Source organism: Bartonella sp. AA1HLJMS (assembly GCF_042197445.1).
Taxonomy (GTDB): Bacteria; Pseudomonadota; Alphaproteobacteria; order Rhizobiales; family Rhizobiaceae; genus Bartonella.
Genome location: NZ_JBHIRW010000002.1, coordinates 60,088 through 80,011 on the forward strand (window position 1 = coordinate 60,088; position 19,924 = coordinate 80,011).

Annotated in this window: 15 protein-coding genes; 3 read left to right on the plus strand and 12 right to left on the minus strand. The window is 39.0% G+C overall.

The window, feature by feature from the left end:
• Positions 1–782 precede the first annotated feature (782 nt).
• From ACFIQE_RS01430 to ACFIQE_RS01445, 4 genes are all read right to left on the minus strand, one after another.
• Positions 783–1,670 (minus strand): NlpC/P60 family protein, encoded by an 888-nt coding sequence (locus ACFIQE_RS01430; RefSeq protein ID WP_375621220.1) that lies wholly within the window; start codon positions 1,668–1,670, stop codon positions 783–785.
• A 152-nt stretch (positions 1,671–1,822) separates the two neighbouring features.
• Positions 1,823–3,193 (minus strand): M17 family metallopeptidase, encoded by a 1,371-nt coding sequence (locus tag ACFIQE_RS01435; RefSeq protein WP_375621188.1) that lies wholly within the window; start codon positions 3,191–3,193, stop codon positions 1,823–1,825.
• A 13-nt stretch (positions 3,194–3,206) separates the two neighbouring features.
• Entirely contained in the window at positions 3,207–4,205 is a 999-nt protein-coding gene (gene coaA / locus ACFIQE_RS01440) for a type I pantothenate kinase (protein WP_273790598.1), read from the minus strand.
• 122 nt (positions 4,206–4,327) lie between these two features.
• Positions 4,328–5,317, minus strand: a complete 990-nt coding sequence (locus ACFIQE_RS01445; RefSeq protein ID WP_375637596.1) for an asparaginase — start codon at positions 5,315–5,317, stop codon at positions 4,328–4,330.
• A gap of 221 nt (positions 5,318–5,538) precedes the next feature.
• Between ACFIQE_RS01445 and hslV the strand changes: the two genes are divergently transcribed.
• Together hslV and hslU are read left to right on the plus strand one after the other, a co-directional pair.
• On the plus strand, positions 5,539–6,120 hold the full coding sequence (gene hslV, locus ACFIQE_RS01450) for an ATP-dependent protease subunit HslV (RefSeq protein WP_375611823.1): 582 nt from the start codon (positions 5,539–5,541) through the stop codon (positions 6,118–6,120).
• Positions 6,121–7,431 carry an ATP-dependent protease ATPase subunit HslU gene (hslU, locus tag ACFIQE_RS01455; RefSeq protein WP_375611822.1) on the plus strand — a complete coding sequence of 437 codons (1,311 nt, stop codon included), beginning with the start codon at positions 6,121–6,123 and terminating at the stop codon, positions 7,429–7,431.
• A gap of 19 nt (positions 7,432–7,450) precedes the next feature.
• Here hslU and ACFIQE_RS01460 read toward each other — a convergent pair whose 3' ends face one another.
• From ACFIQE_RS01460 to rpsO, 3 genes are all read right to left on the minus strand, one after another.
• Positions 7,451–8,446 (minus strand): class I SAM-dependent methyltransferase, encoded by a 996-nt coding sequence (locus ACFIQE_RS01460; protein WP_375630005.1) that lies wholly within the window; start codon positions 8,444–8,446, stop codon positions 7,451–7,453.
• Between the two features lie 72 nt (positions 8,447–8,518).
• On the minus strand, positions 8,519–10,711 hold the full coding sequence (pnp, locus tag ACFIQE_RS01465) for a polyribonucleotide nucleotidyltransferase (RefSeq protein WP_375707209.1): 2,193 nt from the start codon (positions 10,709–10,711) through the stop codon (positions 8,519–8,521).
• Positions 10,712–10,959: 248 nt separating this feature from the next.
• Positions 10,960–11,229: a 30S ribosomal protein S15 gene (gene rpsO / locus ACFIQE_RS01470; RefSeq protein ID WP_375611819.1), complete on the minus strand. Its 270-nt coding sequence runs from the start codon at positions 11,227–11,229 to the stop codon at positions 10,960–10,962.
• Between the two features lie 312 nt (positions 11,230–11,541).
• Between rpsO and ACFIQE_RS01475 the strand changes: the two genes are divergently transcribed.
• A complete protein-coding gene (locus ACFIQE_RS01475; RefSeq protein ID WP_375639495.1) occupies positions 11,542–13,170 on the plus strand; it encodes an MFS transporter in 1,629 nt (542 codons plus the stop codon).
• A gap of 460 nt (positions 13,171–13,630) precedes the next feature.
• Here ACFIQE_RS01475 and truB read toward each other — a convergent pair whose 3' ends face one another.
• The 5 genes from truB to nusA form a co-directional block, all read right to left on the minus strand.
• Complete coding sequence (truB, locus tag ACFIQE_RS01480; protein ID WP_375707210.1) at positions 13,631–14,593, minus strand: tRNA pseudouridine(55) synthase TruB; 963 nt, start codon at positions 14,591–14,593, stop codon at positions 13,631–13,633.
• Between the two features lie 4 nt (positions 14,594–14,597).
• Positions 14,598–15,005 carry a 30S ribosome-binding factor RbfA gene (gene rbfA / locus ACFIQE_RS01485; protein WP_375639986.1) on the minus strand — a complete coding sequence of 136 codons (408 nt, stop codon included), beginning with the start codon at positions 15,003–15,005 and terminating at the stop codon, positions 14,598–14,600.
• Positions 15,006–15,126: 121 nt separating this feature from the next.
• Complete coding sequence (infB, locus tag ACFIQE_RS01490) at positions 15,127–17,646, minus strand: translation initiation factor IF-2 (protein ID WP_375630007.1); 2,520 nt, start codon at positions 17,644–17,646, stop codon at positions 15,127–15,129.
• Positions 17,643–18,278, minus strand: a complete 636-nt coding sequence (locus tag ACFIQE_RS01495) for an RNA-binding protein (protein ID WP_375630008.1) — start codon at positions 18,276–18,278, stop codon at positions 17,643–17,645. The genes infB and ACFIQE_RS01495 overlap by 4 nt, the downstream gene beginning before the upstream one ends.
• On the minus strand, positions 18,279–19,910 hold the full coding sequence (gene nusA, locus ACFIQE_RS01500; protein WP_375639482.1) for a transcription termination factor NusA: 1,632 nt from the start codon (positions 19,908–19,910) through the stop codon (positions 18,279–18,281).
• Positions 19,911–19,924 lie beyond the last annotated feature (14 nt).

Consider the following 19,924-nt stretch of genomic DNA (forward strand, 5'->3'; position numbering starts at 1 on the left):
AATTTTTCTCATTCAAATCTGTTTTATGTTAAATTAATCAAAACCATTCTTTTGCACGTTCCAAGCGGGGAGATTCATGTGGATAAAATTATTTAAGAAAGAAATAAAATACGTGCTGAAAGAACACTCTCCAATAGCCAAGGGTTATCGCAACATTGAGAATTGGCAAAGTGTATAATGATGCCTTTGCACGCTTCATAAGCATAAAAATGGTGGTAGATAATGGATTTATACTTTTCGCGATTATTATTGAGAGATTGTCTTGGAGGCACCGAGAGATATTAGGAGTATTTATTTCGTAAGATATCGATAATAGGAAAAATTTCAAAAAATATTGCTTTTGATTAAGAGGGGCATATCCCTTACGTAATATAGAACGCCATTGTGTTGCATATTTGCGGGGTTGTTTAAAAGAGGCATCTCGCAATATTCCAAAGCCCATTTCGTGCCGGCACTCGTGAATGGTATAATGGTAAAACTTTATAAGATAAAATCTATTGAGCGCCACTATCTTTACGCTTATGAAGGAGTAAGCTAGTTCCAATGTTAGTTACGATAGCTCTTGGCATTTGAGAGCATTCAGAAGGGATATTTTTCTTTTCGTAATCATTTTTACTTATACATCAATCCCGCTTGTGATGAACAGACAAGCGGCTTTGATTGATCCAACATAAAAACAGATTTGAAATAAAAAATCTTACGATATTTAGAATGCTTGACGCAGAGTGAATGATGGAAAATTATCCTTATAAATCAATATATTGTAATAATAAAACATTCAATTAATTTTTTATAGGAGGCATGTATGAAGTTTCTTGAATTGGACGGCGTTTTGCGATGGGATATTGATTTTTTTTAGCGATACGCGTAATTGCTTTTTCCAAGGGCTCAATCATAACGTCCATAGAAAAACCATTTGCGTGAATAATATTTGCGTGATCAACCATAATAGCAACATGATCTTTCCAAAAAATTAAATCGCCTCGTTGAAGTTTATCAGTATCTGTAAGAGGACTGCCTATAGTTTCTTGCTGCATATCGGTGTCACGTAAAACTATTTGATCGGTCATCATCATAGAGAGCTGAATGAGTCCCGAACAATCAATTCCAAAACCGCTGACACCACCCCAAAGATAAGGTGTACGGATAAAGGTTTCTGCAACTGTGACATAATCTTCATATACGCGTCCAATGGGGTTGAGATGACTCGTAATGATTGCTGTTCCATTTTCAAGAATAGAATACATTGTGTCACGGACTTCAATTTCATCAACAACACTGACTTTGCTTCCCATAGATAATGGGGATACTATTGGTCCACGTAAGTCAGCGTGTAAATATTTAAATGTGCGTGGTACTGAAACCACATGCGTTTGTTTTATGGTTGATGTACAAAGAACTTTTGTATCAATATAACCGACATAACCATCTTTGAGTGATTGTCCCCACGACAATGTTTTCCCTTGTTCAAAAATGAGAAGTTCTTCTCCCAATAAGCATTCTGTTTGTCTTTCACTTTTTTTACTATTTTCTTTAAAAAGTCCAGCGACCGCTGTATTAACACGTCTTTTTTCACCTTGAACAAAGCGTTGAGCTGTAATTTCTGTTTCAAGACGTTGATCTGCTAGATCATCTCTGAATGCATGAAGTCTTGGGTCTTTAGAGATCATCTTTTTGCTTTCCATTTTGTTACTTCTTACCTTTAAACAAACTCATGAAAACTCTATTGGTAAGGTTTTTATCCTCAAACAAAACTAAGAACACAGTGTAAGATCAATTATTCTTTAAGCTGCAAAATTGTCCATTTTTGTGGATATTTGTGTCAAAATTCATTTTTAAAAATATTATAAAGGGCACGAATAGTTTGTGCTGATCCACCAATAGGGTATCCTGGTTTTTCTTTTGGAACCCATCCATAAAGGTCAAAATGCGCAAAATGTTCAGCTTTTTCAACAAAAGAATTAAGAAATAAAGCAGCTGTTATAGAACCAGCAAAGCTGTTTCCAGTTACATTGTTAAGATCAGCAATTGGTGATGATAACATCTCTTGGTAAGGTTTCCAAAGGGGCATTTGCCAAAGAGGATCAAAGACAGCGTGAGCAGATTCAGAAATTTGTTGTGCCCATATTGAATCATTACAATAAAATGCGGGAAGATCTGGTCCTAGTGCTATACGCGCTGCCCCTGTTAAAGTAGCCATACAAAGCATGAATTGTGGACTTTCTTCATCACCATAGGCGAGTGCATCGGCAAGGACAAGGCGCCCTTCAGCATCTGTATTACCTACTTCAACACTTAAACCTTTACGACTTTTGAGAATATCACCTGGTCGGTAAGCATTCCCAGAAATTGCATTTTCTACAGCTGGAATCAAAACGCGTAAACGGAAAGGCAATTTTGCATCCATGATAAGTTTAGCCAATCCCAAAACGTTTGCTCCACCCCCCATATCTTTTTTCATAAGTAACATGTTATTGGCTGATTTAATATCGAGACCTCCAGTATCAAAAGTTACGCCTTTGCCCACCAACGTTATTTTAGGATGATGTTCTTGCCCCCAGAGTAACTCAATCAGTCGTGGTGCAGTGCTGCCTGCTCGTCCTACAGCATGAATCATCGGAAAGTTATGGATTAAGAGATCGTCTCCACAAATACTTTTGATATGAGCACCGTAGGTTTTTCCTAGTTTTCGAGCTTCTTTTTCGAGAGTATCAGGGTTCATATCATTGGCTGGAATATTAATGAGATCACGGACGAAAAAGACAGCTTCATAAATTCGTTGGAGCTCATTGAGATCAATCGCCTCATTGACATGGATAGATAATGATTTGAAAGAAGAATTTTGACGATAGCGATTAAATTGATAGCTACCAAATGCCAATCCAAGATAGGTATTTATTTCATCAGAGGTTGTACCTTCTAAATGCCATTGACCAGCAGGAAGCTTTTGAGCAAGCAGTCCTGTGATAAAAGGATCGTTACCATTGCCAATTCCAAATAAAACTTTTTTTAAATGCCCCGTTTCGTGAGGAATAAAGAGTATTTGTCCTGCTTTACCAGTAAAGTCATTAACTTTTATCCATGCTGTTGTTGACGCATCAAGTGATAAGTTGGCAAGAGTTCTTTGGTTTACCAATATGATAGGGCAACTGTTATCGATACGCGTTGAGGTAAAATGAATGTGGTGGTGCATAGTTATGAGATCCTTATAGTCGTCTAAGTGCGACATATTCGACCAAATGATTTTTTCCCTTTCGTAGAATGAGATTGGACCGTGGTCGTGTTGGCAATATATTTTCCTGTAAATTTTTTAAATTAATCGTTTGCCAAAGATCCTCAGCGATTTTTGAGGCTTCTTTTTCATTGAGGTGGGCATAACGATGAAAATAGGATTCAGGATTTTGAAAAGTTGTTTTACGCAAACGTTTAAAGCGCTCCAAATACCAGTGACGAATGACTTCTGTTTCGGCATCGACATAGATTGAAAAATCAAAAAAATCTGATACGAAAGGAATAGCTTTTCCATCTTTAGGAAGATCACTGACTTGTAATACATTAATACCTTCAACAATTAAAATATCAGGACGATCAATGGTAATTGTCTGATTTTCTAGAACATCATAGGTCATATGTGAGTAAAGTGGGGCACGAACATTTCCGATACCTGCTTTTATAGCCGAAAGAAAGCACAGCAGTTTTTTAATGTCATAGGAATCAGGAAATCCTTTACGATTCATACGATTTTTTTGCTGTAAGATTGCGTTAGGATAGAGAAAACCATCCGTTGTGATTAGATCAACTTTAAGACTAGATGTCCAACGTTTCAACAGTTCTTGAAGAATGCGAGCCGTGGTTGATTTTCCTACAGCTACAGAACCAGCAATTCCAATAATAAAGGGCGTTTTTCTACTCTCTTCTTGATGGAGAAACTGCTGACGTTTGTGAAAAAGTTCCTGTACTGCTTCAACATGGCATGATAACAGACGCGATAAAGAAAGATAAATGCGTTGGACTTCTTTAAGATCGATAGGATCATCAATAGAGCGTAAACGCTTAATTTCATCAAAAGTCAAAGTAAGAGGTGTGTCTTCACGAAACTCTGACCATTCTTGTGCAGTAAAAACACGATAGGGTGAATATCGGTCAGAAACGGATTTGACCAGATTATCTTTCTGATTAATTTTTTGTATAGTCGTATCAATCATTTGTATTTGTCGAGATTTTTTTGCAGCAGCAATTGATTAAGAGTAGACAGATGAGCGGCTTTATTTTCATATAAATTTTGTTTTGCATGCTCTCTTCTTTTAAGATAATAGATCATTTTTCATTAACTTATAGTCCAGTCATTCCAGTTTGCACGGATTTGTGCTAATGAGTGCCCTTGCGCCAAAAAAGCCCATAAAAGTAGACGCGCTTTTACGGCTGATAAATAACCAGACATGAGAGCACCAGAAGCAATCATATCAATTTCGGAGCCTTTATAGCCATAAGTTATACGAGTTGTTGAGCCATTACAACAACGACTAGCAATAATGATTGGTATTTTTTGTGCATATTGTTGTACAAGGTCTGCTTCTTGAAAACTACAGTGTCCTGCACCAAAACCAGCAATAACAACTCCAGCATAATACCCACTTTCAAGGCATAGTTTCATTAATTGTGCACCAGATGATAAAGAGGAATAGAGCAGTGCAATTTGATGGTCATGGTTTTGGGGAAGATCAAACGTTGTCGGAAAAAATTTTCGATCATTGAAATAAATAAGTTTTCCCTCTAAAATAGTTCCTAAAACACCTGCAAGACCTGATTGAAATGTTTCGACTTTGACGGTATGGCTTTTATAGAGCCAATAAGGTGAATGAATTGCATCATTTATGACAACGAGAACGCCCCTGTTACGACTTTGTGTGGCTGCTGCGACACGAGTGGCTGCTAAAATGTTTGCGGGGCCATCGGCGCCTGCTTCATGAGGCATGCGCATAGCGCCGGTTATGATGAGTGGTTCGGCTTCCTTCCAATAAAGAGAAAGAAAAAAAGCTGTTTCTTCCAGAGTATCAGTCCCTTGTGTTAAAACAATACCTTCTGCACCAGCGTTTATTTGTTGTTTTGCCCACTTAATTATTTCAAAAAGCATTTGAAACGATAAAGATCCACTTGGTATTTGCATTAATGTTTGTGCATGAATATCAGCAACGTTATTTAAATCAGGAACACTTTTTATGAGGTTATCTGAAGTTAAAGTCGGTTGCATGTGACCAAAACTATCAGCAGTCATTGCAATTGTTCCACCTAAGGTCCCTATGGCTATTTTTTTCATAATTTTCCTCTAAAAAGCACAAACTGTTTATATAAAGCTATTTAGCAGTAATTTACATTGACAACAATGATATCATTTTTCCAATTTTCAACAAATTGAGTTATGCTGAATCATTGTGTTTTGCTGTATATGTTCTTAAATAGGACAATAGTAATTGAGTTTTACATTGTATGAAAAGAAATCAATATTAAAAAGTAAAGTTAATATTAAGGAGTTTCCTTATGACAGAACATAAGCCAGACATAATGTATGGTACAACAATTATTACGGTACGAAAAGGTGGACAAGTCGTGATGGCCGGGGATGGTCAGGTCTCTCTTGGACAGACAATTATGAAAGGCAATGCACGTAAAGTGCGTCGTCTTGGAAAGAACGGAGTGGTTATTGCTGGTTTTGCTGGTGCTACGGCAGATGCTTTTACATTACTGGAGAGATTGGAAACAAAGCTTGAACAATATCCTGATCAGCTTATGCGTGCTTGTGTGGAACTTGCAAAAGATTGGAGAACAGATCGCTATTTGCGTCGTCTCGAAGCAATGATGCTCGTGGCTGATAAGAAAGTAACTTTGGCTCTAACAGGGCTTGGTGATGTCTTAGAACCAGAAGATGGGGTTATGGCAATTGGCTCTGGAGGAAATTTTGCTCTTTCAGCAGCGCGTGCACTCATGGATTTGGATTTAGATGCAGAAACTATTGCTCGTAAAGCTATGGCTATTGCCGCTAAAATTTGTGTTTACACCAATGATCATTTTACGATTGAAACATTGGATGCAGAATTATCTTCTTTAGAGAAAGCTATTTAAATGTGTGTTGTATTTTCCCCTCGTGAGACTGTTTCTGAACTTGATCGTTTTATTATTGGCCAAAATGATGCCAAACGCTCTGTAGCTATTGCATTGCGCAATCGGTGGCGTAGGCAACAGCTTGATGAGCCGATGCGTGAAGAAGTTATGCCAAAAAATATTTTAATGATAGGGCCAACAGGTGTTGGTAAAACAGGAATCGCACGTCGATTAGCAAAACTTTCTGGAGCACCTTTTGTGAAAGTAGAAGCGACGAAATTTACTGAAGTTGGTTATGTGGGACGTGATGTTGAGCAAATTATTCGAGATCTTGTTGAAATTGCCATTTCTCTTGTGCGTGAAAAGAAACGGGATGAAATAAAAGAAAAGGCTCACGTGAATGCTGAAGAGCGGGTTTTAGACGCCCTTGTTGGTAAAACAGCAAGTCCTGCTACCCGTGATAGTTTTCGTAAAAAATTGCGTGAAGGTGAATTGGATGAGAAAGAGATTGAAATTGAAGTCGCCGATAATAATAGCAATAGTGCTTCAACCTTTGATATTCCTGGTATGCCTGGGGCACAAATGGGTATTATGAATTTATCAGATATTTTGGGCAAAATGGGCAGTCGTACAAAAGTCCGTAAGACGACAGTAAAGGATTCTTTTAAACCGCTCATTGATGATGAATCTGAAAAACTCCTTGATCAGGAGCAAATTATTCAAGAGGCGCTTCGTGTTGCTGAAAATGACGGTATTGTTTTTATCGACGAGATTGATAAAATTGCAACTAGGGATGGTGGAGCAAGTGTTGCGGTTTCGCGTGAGGGCGTTCAACGGGATCTTTTGCCTTTGGTTGAAGGAACAACAATTGCTACAAAATATGGGCAAATCAAAACAGATCATATTCTTTTTATTGCCTCAGGTGCATTTCATGTTTCCAAGCCATCTGATTTATTACCGGAACTTCAAGGACGTTTGCCCATCCGTGTGGAGCTGAACCCTTTAACAAGGGAAGATTTACGGCGCATTCTAACGGAACCAGAAGCTAGTTTGATTAAACAATATATTGCTCTTATGGCAACAGAAGAGGTTCATTTGGAAATTACCGATGATGCAATTGATGCTTTAGCAGATATTGCTGTAGATTTAAATGCAAGGATTGAAAATATAGGGGCACGTCGTTTGCAAACAGTGATGGAGCGCGTTTTGGATGAGATTTCTTTCACTGCACCTGATAAAGCTGGAACATCGTTTAAAATTGATGCTGCTTATGTGAGAAAATCTATTGGCGAGCTTGCTGCTGATATCGATCTTTCACGTTTTATTCTTTGAAAGTTATTGCTTGTTCTGTTTATCTGCGTGCTTCGATAATTTTGAAACCATGGGCTTGTTCATGTATCAACACTGTGCGGAAAATATTTTTTAATAATGTTTCATAAGGCAGGTGGCGGTTTGCAACAAAAAGCAGACTGCCGCTTGGCTTTAAGCACTTTGCAGCATTTATAATAAAATTTTTTCCTAATGAAACATCTGTTGTTTGTTGTGTGTGAAACGGTGGATTTGAAATGATTGTGTCATATAGATTTGTGATAGGTTCATGTACAAGGTCATGCCAATAAAAATGAATTGGAAAAGGAGCTGTTATGGATTTAAGGTGCTGTTTTGCTGCTCTCAAAGCATTGTAGTCTGCTTCATAAAGGTCGAGAGCGGTGAGTTTTTCACTTCTTTCAAGCGCAACGTGAGAAAGATAACCCCATCCAGCACCAAAATCAGCCGTTTTTCCAGAAATAATTTTGAGCATATAAGAAGCAAGCGCAGCAGATCCTGGATCAATACGTCCGTGTGAGAACATACCAGAAGTGGTTTGAAATTTACCAAAAGTGAGCGGTGGTGAGCGCAATTGCGCAATGTTATGTCTCTCAATTTGTTGAGGAACTTGCAACCAAAATACAAGACCATGATTTTTAGACAATTTATTGGTGATGGGAACAATTGTTTTGACCCATTTTATCATTGAAGCAGCACCAGCAATTTTATCCCCACTGATTACAATCCATCCATTGGGTTTAACGCACTCTAATAAATCAAGAAAACAATTTTGGTTCAAACCACGATATTTGCTCAAATGTAAAAATGCACCATCATAGCTGAAAGTTTTATCTATTTGAGGAGAGCAGTGAAATTGAGTATCGACAAATTTTAAAAAATCTGGTCGCCAAGGCGTAATAACTTTTAAATTTTGTGCCCATTCTGGAGCTGGGATTTCTGTTAAACCAAAACTTAGCCAACACTGGTTTGGATCAGGATACGGGAGTTCATGATTTTCAAAAGGCAAAAATAATAACACATATGACTCTTTCAAAGAAAAATGCCACTCCAATGTTGGGATGGCATTTCATGATACGATAAGAGGAAAAACTTACTCTTCTTTCTTACGGCGGCGCTTATTTTCAGGTTGTTTTTTTTCATCCACGCACTTTTCTTCATTCATCGCTTTATCACCGGTGATTTCCTTTCCGGTTGTTTGATCAACAACCTTCATTGATAACCGAACTTTTCCACGCTCATCAAAGCCCATTAATTTAACCCAAACTTTGTCACCTTCTTTTACAATATCTGTTGTTTTGGTGACGCGTTCTGATGCAAGCTGAGAGATATGAACGAGTCCATCACGAGAACCAAAGAAGTTTATAAATGCACCAAATTCTGCAGTTTTTACAACTGTTCCTTGGTAGATAGCACCAACTTCAGGCTCATCGACAATAGAATGGATCCAACGTTTTGCTGCTTCAATGGTTTTAGCATCAGCAGAAGCAATTTTAATGGTACCATCATCTTCAATATTAATTTTTGCTCCAGTTTGTTCCACGATTTCCCGAATAACTTTACCACCAGAGCCGATAACATCACGGATTTTATCGACAGAAATATTCATAACTTCGATTCGTGGAGAAAATTCACTCAGCTCAGCACGTGCACTGGTTAAAGCTTTCGCCATCTCATTAAGGATATGGATTCGTCCACCTTTGGCTTGTTCAAGCGCGATTTTCATAATCTCTTCGGTAATACCATCAATTTTGATATCCATTTGCAAGGCAGTAATACCATTTTCTGTTCCTGCGACTTTAAAATCCATATCTCCAAGATGATCTTCATCCCCTAAAATATCAGAAAGAACAGCAAAGCGTTCTCCTTCTTTAATCAAGCCCATAGCAATACCAGCAACAGGGCGTGCTAGAGGAACACCAGCATCCATAAGAGCAAGTGAGGTTCCACAAACCGTTGCCATAGAAGAAGAGCCATTGGATTCAGTGATTTCTGAGACAGCACGAATGGTATAAGGAAAAGATTCTTTCGTTGGTAACATGGGGTGAATTGCCCGCCATGCCAATTTGCCATGTCCAATTTCACGACGACCTGGAGAACCAAGGCGTCCCGTTTCACCCACTGAAAATGGTGGAAAATTGTAATGGAGAAGGAATGTTTCCTTATACATTCCTGTCAAAGAATCAACATATTGTTCATCTTCACCAGTTCCCAATGTTGCAACGACAATCGCTTGTGTTTCTCCGCGGGTAAAGAGTGCTGATCCATGTGTGCGGGATAAAATACTTACTTCTGATTGGATAGGGCGTACGGTAGAAAGATTGCGCCCATCAATCCGCTTTTGGGTATCAAGAATGTTTCCGCGAACAATTTTTGCTTGCAACTGTTTAAATACGGTTGCAATTTGATCTGCACTAAATTGACAGTCTTTTTCTGGTTCTGGCATAAATTTATTGAGGATTTCTGTCTTTAGTGCATCAATTGCAGCATAACGTTCTTGCTTATCAGTAATTGTGTAAGCCTTTCGTATATCCTGTTCTGCCATTTTCTGCATCGCTTTTTCAAGCTCAGAAAGATCTTCAGGAACAAAATCACGAGGATCTTTTGCAGCAACTTCAGCAAGCTTTATAATGGCATCAAGGACAGGTTGAAGGCCTTTGTGACCAAACATTACGGCCCCCAACATGATATCTTCCGGTAATTCTTGTGCTTCTGATTCAACCATCAAAACAGCACTTTCTGTTCCAGCAACAACAAGATCAAGTTTTGATTCAGGCATTTCATCGATATGAGGATTAAGAATATATTGTCCATTACAATAGCCAACGCGGGCACCGGCTATAGGCCCCATGAAAGGAACACCTGACAGGGTCAATGCGGCAGAAGATGCAATCATCGCAAGGATATCGGGATTGTTTTCGAGATCATGCTGTATAACGGAAACAATAACTTGTGTATCATTTTTATATCCCTCAACGAAAAGGGGACGAATTGGGCGATCAATCAAACGTGAAACCAAAGTTTCATTTTCACTTGGTCGACTTTCACGTTTTAAATAGCCCCCAGGTATTCGACCAACAGCATAGGATTTTTCTTGATAATTAACGGTGAGTGGAAAAAAGTCCTGGTCTGGTTTTGGGATTTTGGCCGATACAACGGTAGCTAAGACAATCGTTTCTCCATAGGTAGCAATCACTGCACCATCAGCTTGACGCGCTATTTTCCCTGTTTCAAGGGTGAGCGGACGCCCGGCCCATTCAATTTCTATCTTGTGCGTTTTGAACATTTTTTATCCTTAATGACCAGTGTTTAAATCTTTGATTGCTCACATTCTGGTTTTGCGTAGCATACTTCCAAGATCTGGGGTGGACAACATACTTTTTATCTTTGTTGCAAGAAAAGAGAAGTAAACTGCTTAAATGCGAAACGATGAGCAGTTCTATCCCATAATAACTTATCAGTTTTTAAAATTTTTAATTAAAAGCAACACGTTGAAAAAATGGGTGTTTTTTAAATACCACTTCCATTTTTCTTTTAGCGACGCAAACCTAATTTCTTTATAAGTGTCTGATAACGATTTTGGTCAACTCCTTTAAGATAATCAAGAAGACGCCGACGTTGAGATACCATCTTCAAAAGACCACGACGAGAATGATTATCTTTTTTGTGAGATTTAAAGTGGTTTGTTAAATTAGAAATACGTTCAGAAAGTACAGCAATTTGCACTTCTGGTGATCCTGTATCACCAACTTTGTTTGCGTATTCTGCGACAAGAGCTTTTTTACGTTCAGCTGTAATCGACATCGTATTATCCTTTCCAAAAACGAAGAAACATAAAGCCACCCATAGCCGAGATGTCGTTCAGCAAGGGTCTGTGAGAAAACAGGAAAAGTCGAAGACTCTTACCCATTTTCGTTCTTATATAGGAAAGAAGGTTAAAATACTAGTCCTTGACAGCATTTTGAAGTCTTTCTTTAAATAAAAGCTTTTGTTTTGAAATATTGATTTAAATAGAGTTTTATGAGAAGTTTTTTAAAGAATTATGCATCCTTTTGATACAAAGATTATGAGCGTGTATGTGGTAACAAAAGTGATAAATACCGTTGGAGGAAAAAGATGCAGAGCATTTCAACATTAAAACTTTTTCGTAATTCGGTATTTCGAAATTTATGGTCATCTACTCTTATTTCTAATTTAGGGGGGCTGATACAGGCTGTTGGAGCAGGGTGGTTAATGGCGTTGATTAGTTCTTCGCATTCCATGGTTGGGCTCGTTCAAAGTGCCACAACATTACCACTTGTTATGTTTTCTTTGATGGCAGGGGCATTAGCTGATAATTTTAATCGGCGTCAAATTATGTTGTGTGCACAGATTATGATGATGGTCATATCGATGAGTTTATCTGTTTTAGCCTATATGGGATTTCTAACACCTTGGCTTTTGTTATGTTTTACGTTTTTGATTGGATGTGGCACAGCTTTTTATAATCCTTCTTGGCAAGCAACGATAGGAGATATTGTGAGCAGGGAAAATATTCCTGCTGCTGTTAGTTTGAATAGTGTTGGCTTTAATTTGATGCGGAGTGTTGGTCCTGCTATTGGTGGTGCCATTATTGCAACTTTAGGGGCATCGGCTGCTTTTTTGTTTAATGCTATAAGCTATATTCCTCTTATTGGTGCGTTGTTTTTCTGGAAGTCGAATTATGAAAACAACTCATTGCCACGAGAAAGGCTGTTAGGAGCTGTCTCAGATGGTTTGCGTTATGTTGCGATGTCACCTAATCTCTTAAGTATTATGGTTCGAGCGTTCCTTTTCGGTATAGGAGCAATTTCGATTTTAGCACTTTTGCCAATTGTTGCACATAAAGTTCTTGGAGGAAGTGCCCTTCTTTATGGTACATTGCTCGGTTGTTTTGGGTTAGGAGCCATGACCGCAGGTATTATTAATGCAGTTGTACGGCATCATTTTCGTTCAGAAACAATTATTGCAAGTGCATTTATTGGTTTTGCCTTTTCTTGCTTTTTATTGGGAATCAGCCGTTCCCTGATTATAAGCCATATTGCTTTATTTCCTGCAGGGTTATGTTGGGTTTTGGCATTATCATTGTTTAATACATCTGTACAACTATCTACACCACGCTGGGTTGTTGCACGTTCTTTAGCACTTTATCAAACGGCATCTTATGGGGGGATGGCTATTGGAAGTGCAATCTGGGGAGTTTTGGCTGATGGTTATTCTCCAACAATTGCTTTGAGCGTTTGTTCTTTATTCTTGATTTTTGGTGCTCTTGCAGGGGTAAAATTTAGAATTCAAGAAATTCCTCAGATAGATTTAAATCCTCTTGATCATTTTAGAGAGCCGGAATTATTACTCGACCTCAAAGCAAGAAGTGGCCCGATCATGATAATGATTGATTACCAAATTCATGAAAATGAACTCGAAGAGTTTCTCAAAGTGATGACGCGTCGACGCCATATTCGATTACGTGATGGTGCGCGTCAGTGGGTCCTTTTACGAGATCTTGAAAGACCTGAATATTGGACAGAGGCTTATCATATGCCAACATGGGTAGATTATTTACGCCATAATCATCGTCGCACAAAAGCGGATGCAGAAGTCAATAAACGTCTGCGTCATTTAAATTGTGCTCCTAACGGTATAAGAGTGCACCGTATGATTGAACGCCAAACAATACCTCAAGCCAATGAGATGCTTTTAAAAGTTTCCTCTGATCATCTCCCTTAGGGTTAAAACAGTTTTTGTAAATATTACATATATTAATATTATTTCGATCAATTTGTTAGCGTAATCATAAAAAAATTGTTGTTTCAATATTTAATGAATTGATTTATAATGGTTATTTTTCATTTTTCATGTTGAGTGATAGATTCTGAAAATCTTAAGCTTTTCTCGTTTCAAATCTATTTAGAGTAAATCAGTCCATATCTTTGCTTGTACATTATAAACGAGGACTAAAGTATGAGTAAAAAACGATTGAAAAAGAAATAAAAAGCCTTTTATGAATCCTTTAAATGCAAGGATTGTTGCGACATTAAGAGGAAAAAGTGTGTGGTGGTGTTAGCTTATAGCACTGACTTAAATTTTGATATGAATACGGTAAATATAGACAATGAAAAGCACCATATTTTTCTTAATTGATAGAGAAAAATATCTTTCCGCAAAAGGTGGTTGGGAAAAGAATCGATTAAATTGTGAAAATCCGCTTTGGTTTAAATAGACCTTTGTCGAGAGTGCCAATAGCAAGAAGTTGTTCCTTATAGAGGACACAAATTTCCTCTTCATCAAGAGCTGCTTTGTGATGATTTAAGAGGATAGAATGGCCTCTTATAATTCTCTGTGCTTGAGTTTCATTAAGGATATAGTGAGGGAGGCAATCCAATGCGGCGCTTGTGTCAATTAAGAGCCCATCGAGTGTTGAGAAGTTTTTTTCAAAAGAACGATTATTCTCATCTGTAGTGTTTTTATTTGGCGGAATGGCCGCTTTTAGTTCCTCCCATGTAATGAGATCTTCTTCATCAAAAGGTGCGACGGCAATACGTCTTAAATCAGCAATATGCCCATAGCAACCGAGATCACGTCCCATATCGCGTGCTAAAGAGCGCACATAAGTTCCTTTTCCGCAGGTTATTTCAAAGACAGAATGCTCTTTAGTAGGCATTTCTAATAACTTGAAAGTTTCTATTTCCACTTCACGGGGCGGAATTTCAACAACTTCCCCTTCACGCGCTAAATCATAGGCACGATTTCCAGCAATTTTGATTGCTGAAAATTGTGGAGGTGTTTGCAAAATAACACCTGTATATTGAGGAAGAAGAGCAAGTATTTCTTCTTGTGTTGGACGTATGAGAGAAGTTTTCGTTATTTCTCCTTCTAAATCATCTGTTGAGCGCTCTTGCCCCCAAGCAATATGAAAACGGTAAGTTTTTTTGCCTTGCATCACGTAAGGGACGGTTTTGGTTGCTTCGCCCAATGCAATGGGAAGGAGACCAGAAGCAAGAGGATCAAGTGTACCCGCATGTCCTGCCTTTTGAGCATGGAAGAGCCATTTGATTTGTGAGACAGCTTCTGTTGATTTCATTCCTTTTGGTTTATCAAATATGACCCAGCCAGAAACAGGACGCCTCTTTTTCTTGTGTTGCCGCGCCATATCTTTAATCCTCATCTGTATCACTATGGTGAAGATCGCGCGCAACCTCAGGCGAGCGAAGGAGGGCATCAATTTTTGAAAAATTATCAAAACTATTATCAAGTCGGAAACGCAGTTCTGGCATATATTTCATTTGTCGCAACGCATGACTGATTTCTCCACGGAGAAAACGACTATGTTTATTGAGGGTATCAACAACATCGGTATGAGAAGCATTTTTAAGAGTGCTGAGAGGTGATACAAAGCAAGTAGCAATTTTTAAATCTGGTGACATGCGTACTTCAGAGACAGAAATAACAATATCTTTTAAGATATCATCAAGCAAAATATCACGCTGTAATATATGCGCTATTGCATGACGTACTTGCTCTGCTACTCTAAGTTGCCGTTGTGATGTCCCTGCATTTTTCATCAAAGTTTTATCCTTGCTACAAGATCTCTTTTTTGACCATTTAGATAAGGAAAAAGAGATATTGTGTATAAAACCTAATAACTTTTCTCATTTCACAACAGAGTAAAGTTATTGGATTATTTTATAATGTGCGATTAATATGTTCGATACGGAAGGTTTCAATGATGTCTCCTGCACGCATGTCTTCATAATTTTCAAAGGCTATCCCACATTCTTGACCACTTTGCACTTCATTGACTTCATCCTTAAAGCGTTTGAGTGTTTTCAGCTTTCCTTCGTGAATAACGATATTATCGCGGATAAGGCGAACACCGGCTCCTCGTTCTATTTTACCTTCTGTAACACGACATCCTGCAACTTTTCCAATTTTTGTAATGTTAAAGACTTCTAGAATTTCAGCATTACCAAGGAAAGTTTCACGCTGTTCTGGTGAGAGTAATCCAGACATAGCAGCCTTGATATCGTCAACAAGATCATAAATGATGTTGTAATAACGAATTTCAATTCCTTGTGTTTTAGCAAAATCACGTGCCTGCTTATTGGCTCGAACATTAAAGCCAATTACAGCAGAGTTAGAAGCTTCTGCAAGAGAAATATCACTTTCGGTAATTCCTCCAGCACCAGAATGTACAATACGCGCACGAACCTCGTCATTTCCGAGTTTTTCCAATGCTGAAGCGATTGCTTCAATTGATCCTTGAACATCTCCTTTTATAATAAGAGAAAAATCCTTAACACCAGTCGTTTGCAATTTTGTCATCATCTGTTCAAGAGAACCACGCGAACCAGTTTGCCGCGCAACAGCTTTATCACGTGCTAATCGTTGCCGATATTCAGAAATTTCACGCGCTTTTGCTTCATGTGTGACAACAGCAAAACGATCTCCGGCTTGTGGTGTTCCTTGCATGCCTAAAATTTCAATTGGTGTAGAGGGAACGGCCTCTTTGACATGGCGGCCATGGTCGTCAATCAAAGCACGTACACGACCCCATTCATTTCCAGCAACTATAATATCAGAAGGGTGTAATGTACCTTTTTGAACAAGAACTGTTGCAACAGACCCACGTCCGCGATCCAATTTGGCTTCAATGATAACGCCCTCTGCAGTTCGTTGAGGATCTGCTTTCAGATCAAGCATTTCAGCTTGAAGAAGGATAGCTTCGAGAAGTTTATCAAGATTTTGACCAGTTTTAGCAGAAACTTCAACGTCCAAAGTTTCTCCGCCCATAGTTTCAACAAACACTTCATGTTGTAGAAGTTCTGTACGCACTTTTTGTGCATTCGCAGCTGGTTTATCAATTTTGTTGATAGCAACAATGATAGGTACACCAGCAGCTTTCGCATGATTGATTGATTCAATCGTTTGAGGCATAACACTATCATCAGCGGCTACAACGAGAACAGCAATATCAGTAACACGAGCTCCGCGTGCACGCATAGCGGTAAATGCAGCATGACCTGGTGTATCAATAAAGGTAATTTTTTGACCGTTTTGTTCTACTTGATAGGCACCAATATGCTGCGTAATACCTCCTGCTTCGCCAGAAACAACATTTGCTTTACGAATAGCATCCAAAAGAGAAGTTTTTCCGTGGTCAACATGGCCCATAATGGTTACAACAGGGGCGCGCTGCTGCATGTTTTGAGGATTATCTATTATATTAAAAATACCTTCTTCTACGTCAGATTCTAAAACACGTTTAACAGTATGGCCAAATTCAACAGCGATGAGTTCGGCAACATCTGCATCAATAACATCGCCAGGTTTCATCATTTGTCCTTGTTTCATCAAGAATTTAATCACATCAACAGAACGCTCAGTCATACGTTGTGCGAGCTCTTGAATGGTAATCGTTTCAGGAAGAACAACTTCGCGAGAAATTTTTTCTCTTGGTTCTTGATTTTGTGCACGCTTAAACTTTTCCTGTCTACGCCGCATTGCAGCCATTGAGCGCCCACGTGCGGTTCCTTCTTCATCCAGTGCACTATTCAGAGTTAGCTTTCCACGTCTCCGCTCATCAGCTCCTTTGACAACTTTTGGTACACGTATTTCTGACTTAGCAGGATTAGCACGTCGACTATGCCGTTCTTCCTCTTTATTGTCATCTATTTTGCGTTTTTCAACCACGGTTGTGTGTTTAGGCGCAATAGGAATATCTGTCTGTTCAATGAGAGGGGGAACAGGTGGAGTCTGTACTGGCAATATTTCTTCTTCTTGTTGGAGATGTATTTCTTTTTCTTTAATTTCTTGCTGTAAAATTTCTTCACGCTCTTTAGCGCGTCTTGCTTCTTCTTCGGCTTGTTCTCGCGTTATTTTTTCTTGGATATGTGCTTCTTCTAACGCGCGAAGTCTCGCTTCCATTTCAGTTGATGAAAGATTGCTTTTGGTCACAGATTCTTGAGGCTTTTTCCCCTCAAAACGCGGTTTAGAACGCTGGGGGGCCACATGCGGCTTTGTAATGGGCTGTAGGGTTTCAGCTTTTTCATCAGGTCGCGTAATTTTACGCCGTTTGGTTTCGACAACGACAGCCTTCGTACGGCCATGACTAAAATTTTGTTTAACCGTGCTCGTTTCCAAGACAGACCTCTTGAGAGTTAGTGTCTTCTTGACGGTTGTTTTGTCGTTGTTATTTTCACTCATTGTACTTCCTTCACGGCTTGTGCCGTCATCTCACTAGACTTACTATGCTTGTCGTCACGATAGCTAATCAATTTACATGTTGTTTTGAGAAATCCTTCAGCAGCTTTTGTGTCCAGTAAGGCCGCGTGCATTACAGGATTAGAGCCAAAAGCCACTCGCATTTCATCACTTGTAAATAAAGATATGGTTTTTATAGTCCGATTTGTTTGTTGTTGTATTGAATGGATGGCCTGTGCAATTTTTCGTTTCCCATCTTCTGTTGCTTCTTTAGCATGAAGTACAAGAATAACTTTACCAGAGCGGATAGCAGCGTCAACCTTTGTTGCTCCCATAACAATTGCTCCCGCTTTTCGTGCCATGGAAAGGCTTGAAAGAGCGGCTTTTAGTAAAAGCGTATCAACAATATGCACAAGATTTGGTGCAACCTCAACATCTGTTTTAAAATTTCTATGAAAAGCTTTCTGTTTGATTGCTTTCTCAATAACAGCGTGATGGGCAGAAATCCAAACGCCACGCCCTGGTAAATTCGCTTTAAGATCAGGAACAATTTGGTTATTGGGACCAATAACAAAACGGATCAGCGTTTGTGCTGAAGCATTTTTTCGGGTCACAATGCAAGTCCGTTCGTTCATTTAAAGTGTATCCACATCCAAATCATCTGTTTTTTCATTTTCTGCAGAATTTTCATCTTCTACAGGACTTTCTGTAACAAGATCAGCTTGGTCTATCCAGCCTGCTTGTACACGTGCGGCTAAAACCATAGCTTCTGCATCTGCGCGTGTAATGTCAAAAGGGGTTAAAATACCAGAAAAATTCTGTGTTTGACCTTCTTTACGTTCTCTCCAACCAGCTAAATCATCAACGGCATAGCCAGCAAAGTCTTCTATTGTTTTTACACCATCTTCACCTACAGCAACCAACATAGCACTTGTCATTCCAGGAAGTGTTCGCAATTCGTCAGAAACTCCAAGCTTTTTGCGTTTTTCATCAAGTTCTTTTTCTTGATGATCAAGATATTCGCGGGCACGACTTTGGATTTCAGCGGCGGTATCATGGTCAAAACCATCAATAGAAGCGATTTCTTCAAGATCAATATAGGCGATTTCTTCAATAGAAGAAAAACCCTCTGATGCCATAACCTGTCCGATCATTTCGTCAACCTCTAAGGCTTCCATAAACAATTTACTCCGTTCAGTAAATTCTTTTTGACGATTTTCAGATTCTTCCTTTTCCGTTAAAATATCAATGTTCCATCCTGTTAGTTGCGAAGCCAAGCGAACATTTTGCCCACGTCGTCCAATAGCAAGGCTAAGTTGATCATCTGGCACAATAACTTCAATCCGTTCAGCATCTTCATCAAGGATGATTTTAGAAACTTCAGCAGGTTGCAGTGCATTAACGACAAATGTTGCCGCATCAGGCGACCAAGGAATAATATCAATTTTTTCGCCTTGTAATTCAGCAACAACAGCTTGTACACGACTTCCTCGCATTCCAACGCACGCTCCAACAGGATCAATGGAACCATCACGTGAAACAACGGCGATTTTAGCCCGTGAACCTGGATCACGAGCAACAGATTTGATTTCTATAATACCATCATAAATTTCTGGTACTTCCATAGTGAAAAGTTTTACCATAAATTGGGGATGTGTGCGTGAAAGGAAAATTTGCGGACCACGCGTTTCACGGTGTACATCATTGACAAAAGCACGAATGCGATCTCCATAGCGGAATGATTCACGAGGAATTAATTCATCACGGCGAACAATAGCTTCACCGCGCCCTAGATCAACGATGACGTTACCATATTCCACACGCTTAACTGTACCAGAAATAATTTCACCAACTTTATTTTTGAATTCTTCATATTGCTGATCGCGCTCTGCATCGCGTACTTTTTGTACAATAACCTGTTTAGCAGATTGTGCTGCGATACGTCCAAAATCCATAGGAGGTAAAAGATCAGCAAAAAAATCACCAATTTTTGCTTCTGCTTGACGTTTGAGAGCATCAGACAAAGTAATTTCCGTTGTATAGTCTTCAACGACATCAACGATTTTAAGCAGGCGCTGTAATTTAATTTCACCTGTTTTAGAATTGATTTCAGCACGAATATTGGTTTCTTGACCATAACGAGAACGTGCTGCTTTTTGAATAGCATCAGCCATCGCAGAAATGACAATTTCACGGTCGATTGACTTTTCACGTGCAACAGCATCTGCAATTTGCAGAATCTCAAGCCTGTTAGCGCTTGTAGCCATCAATTTTCTCCTTC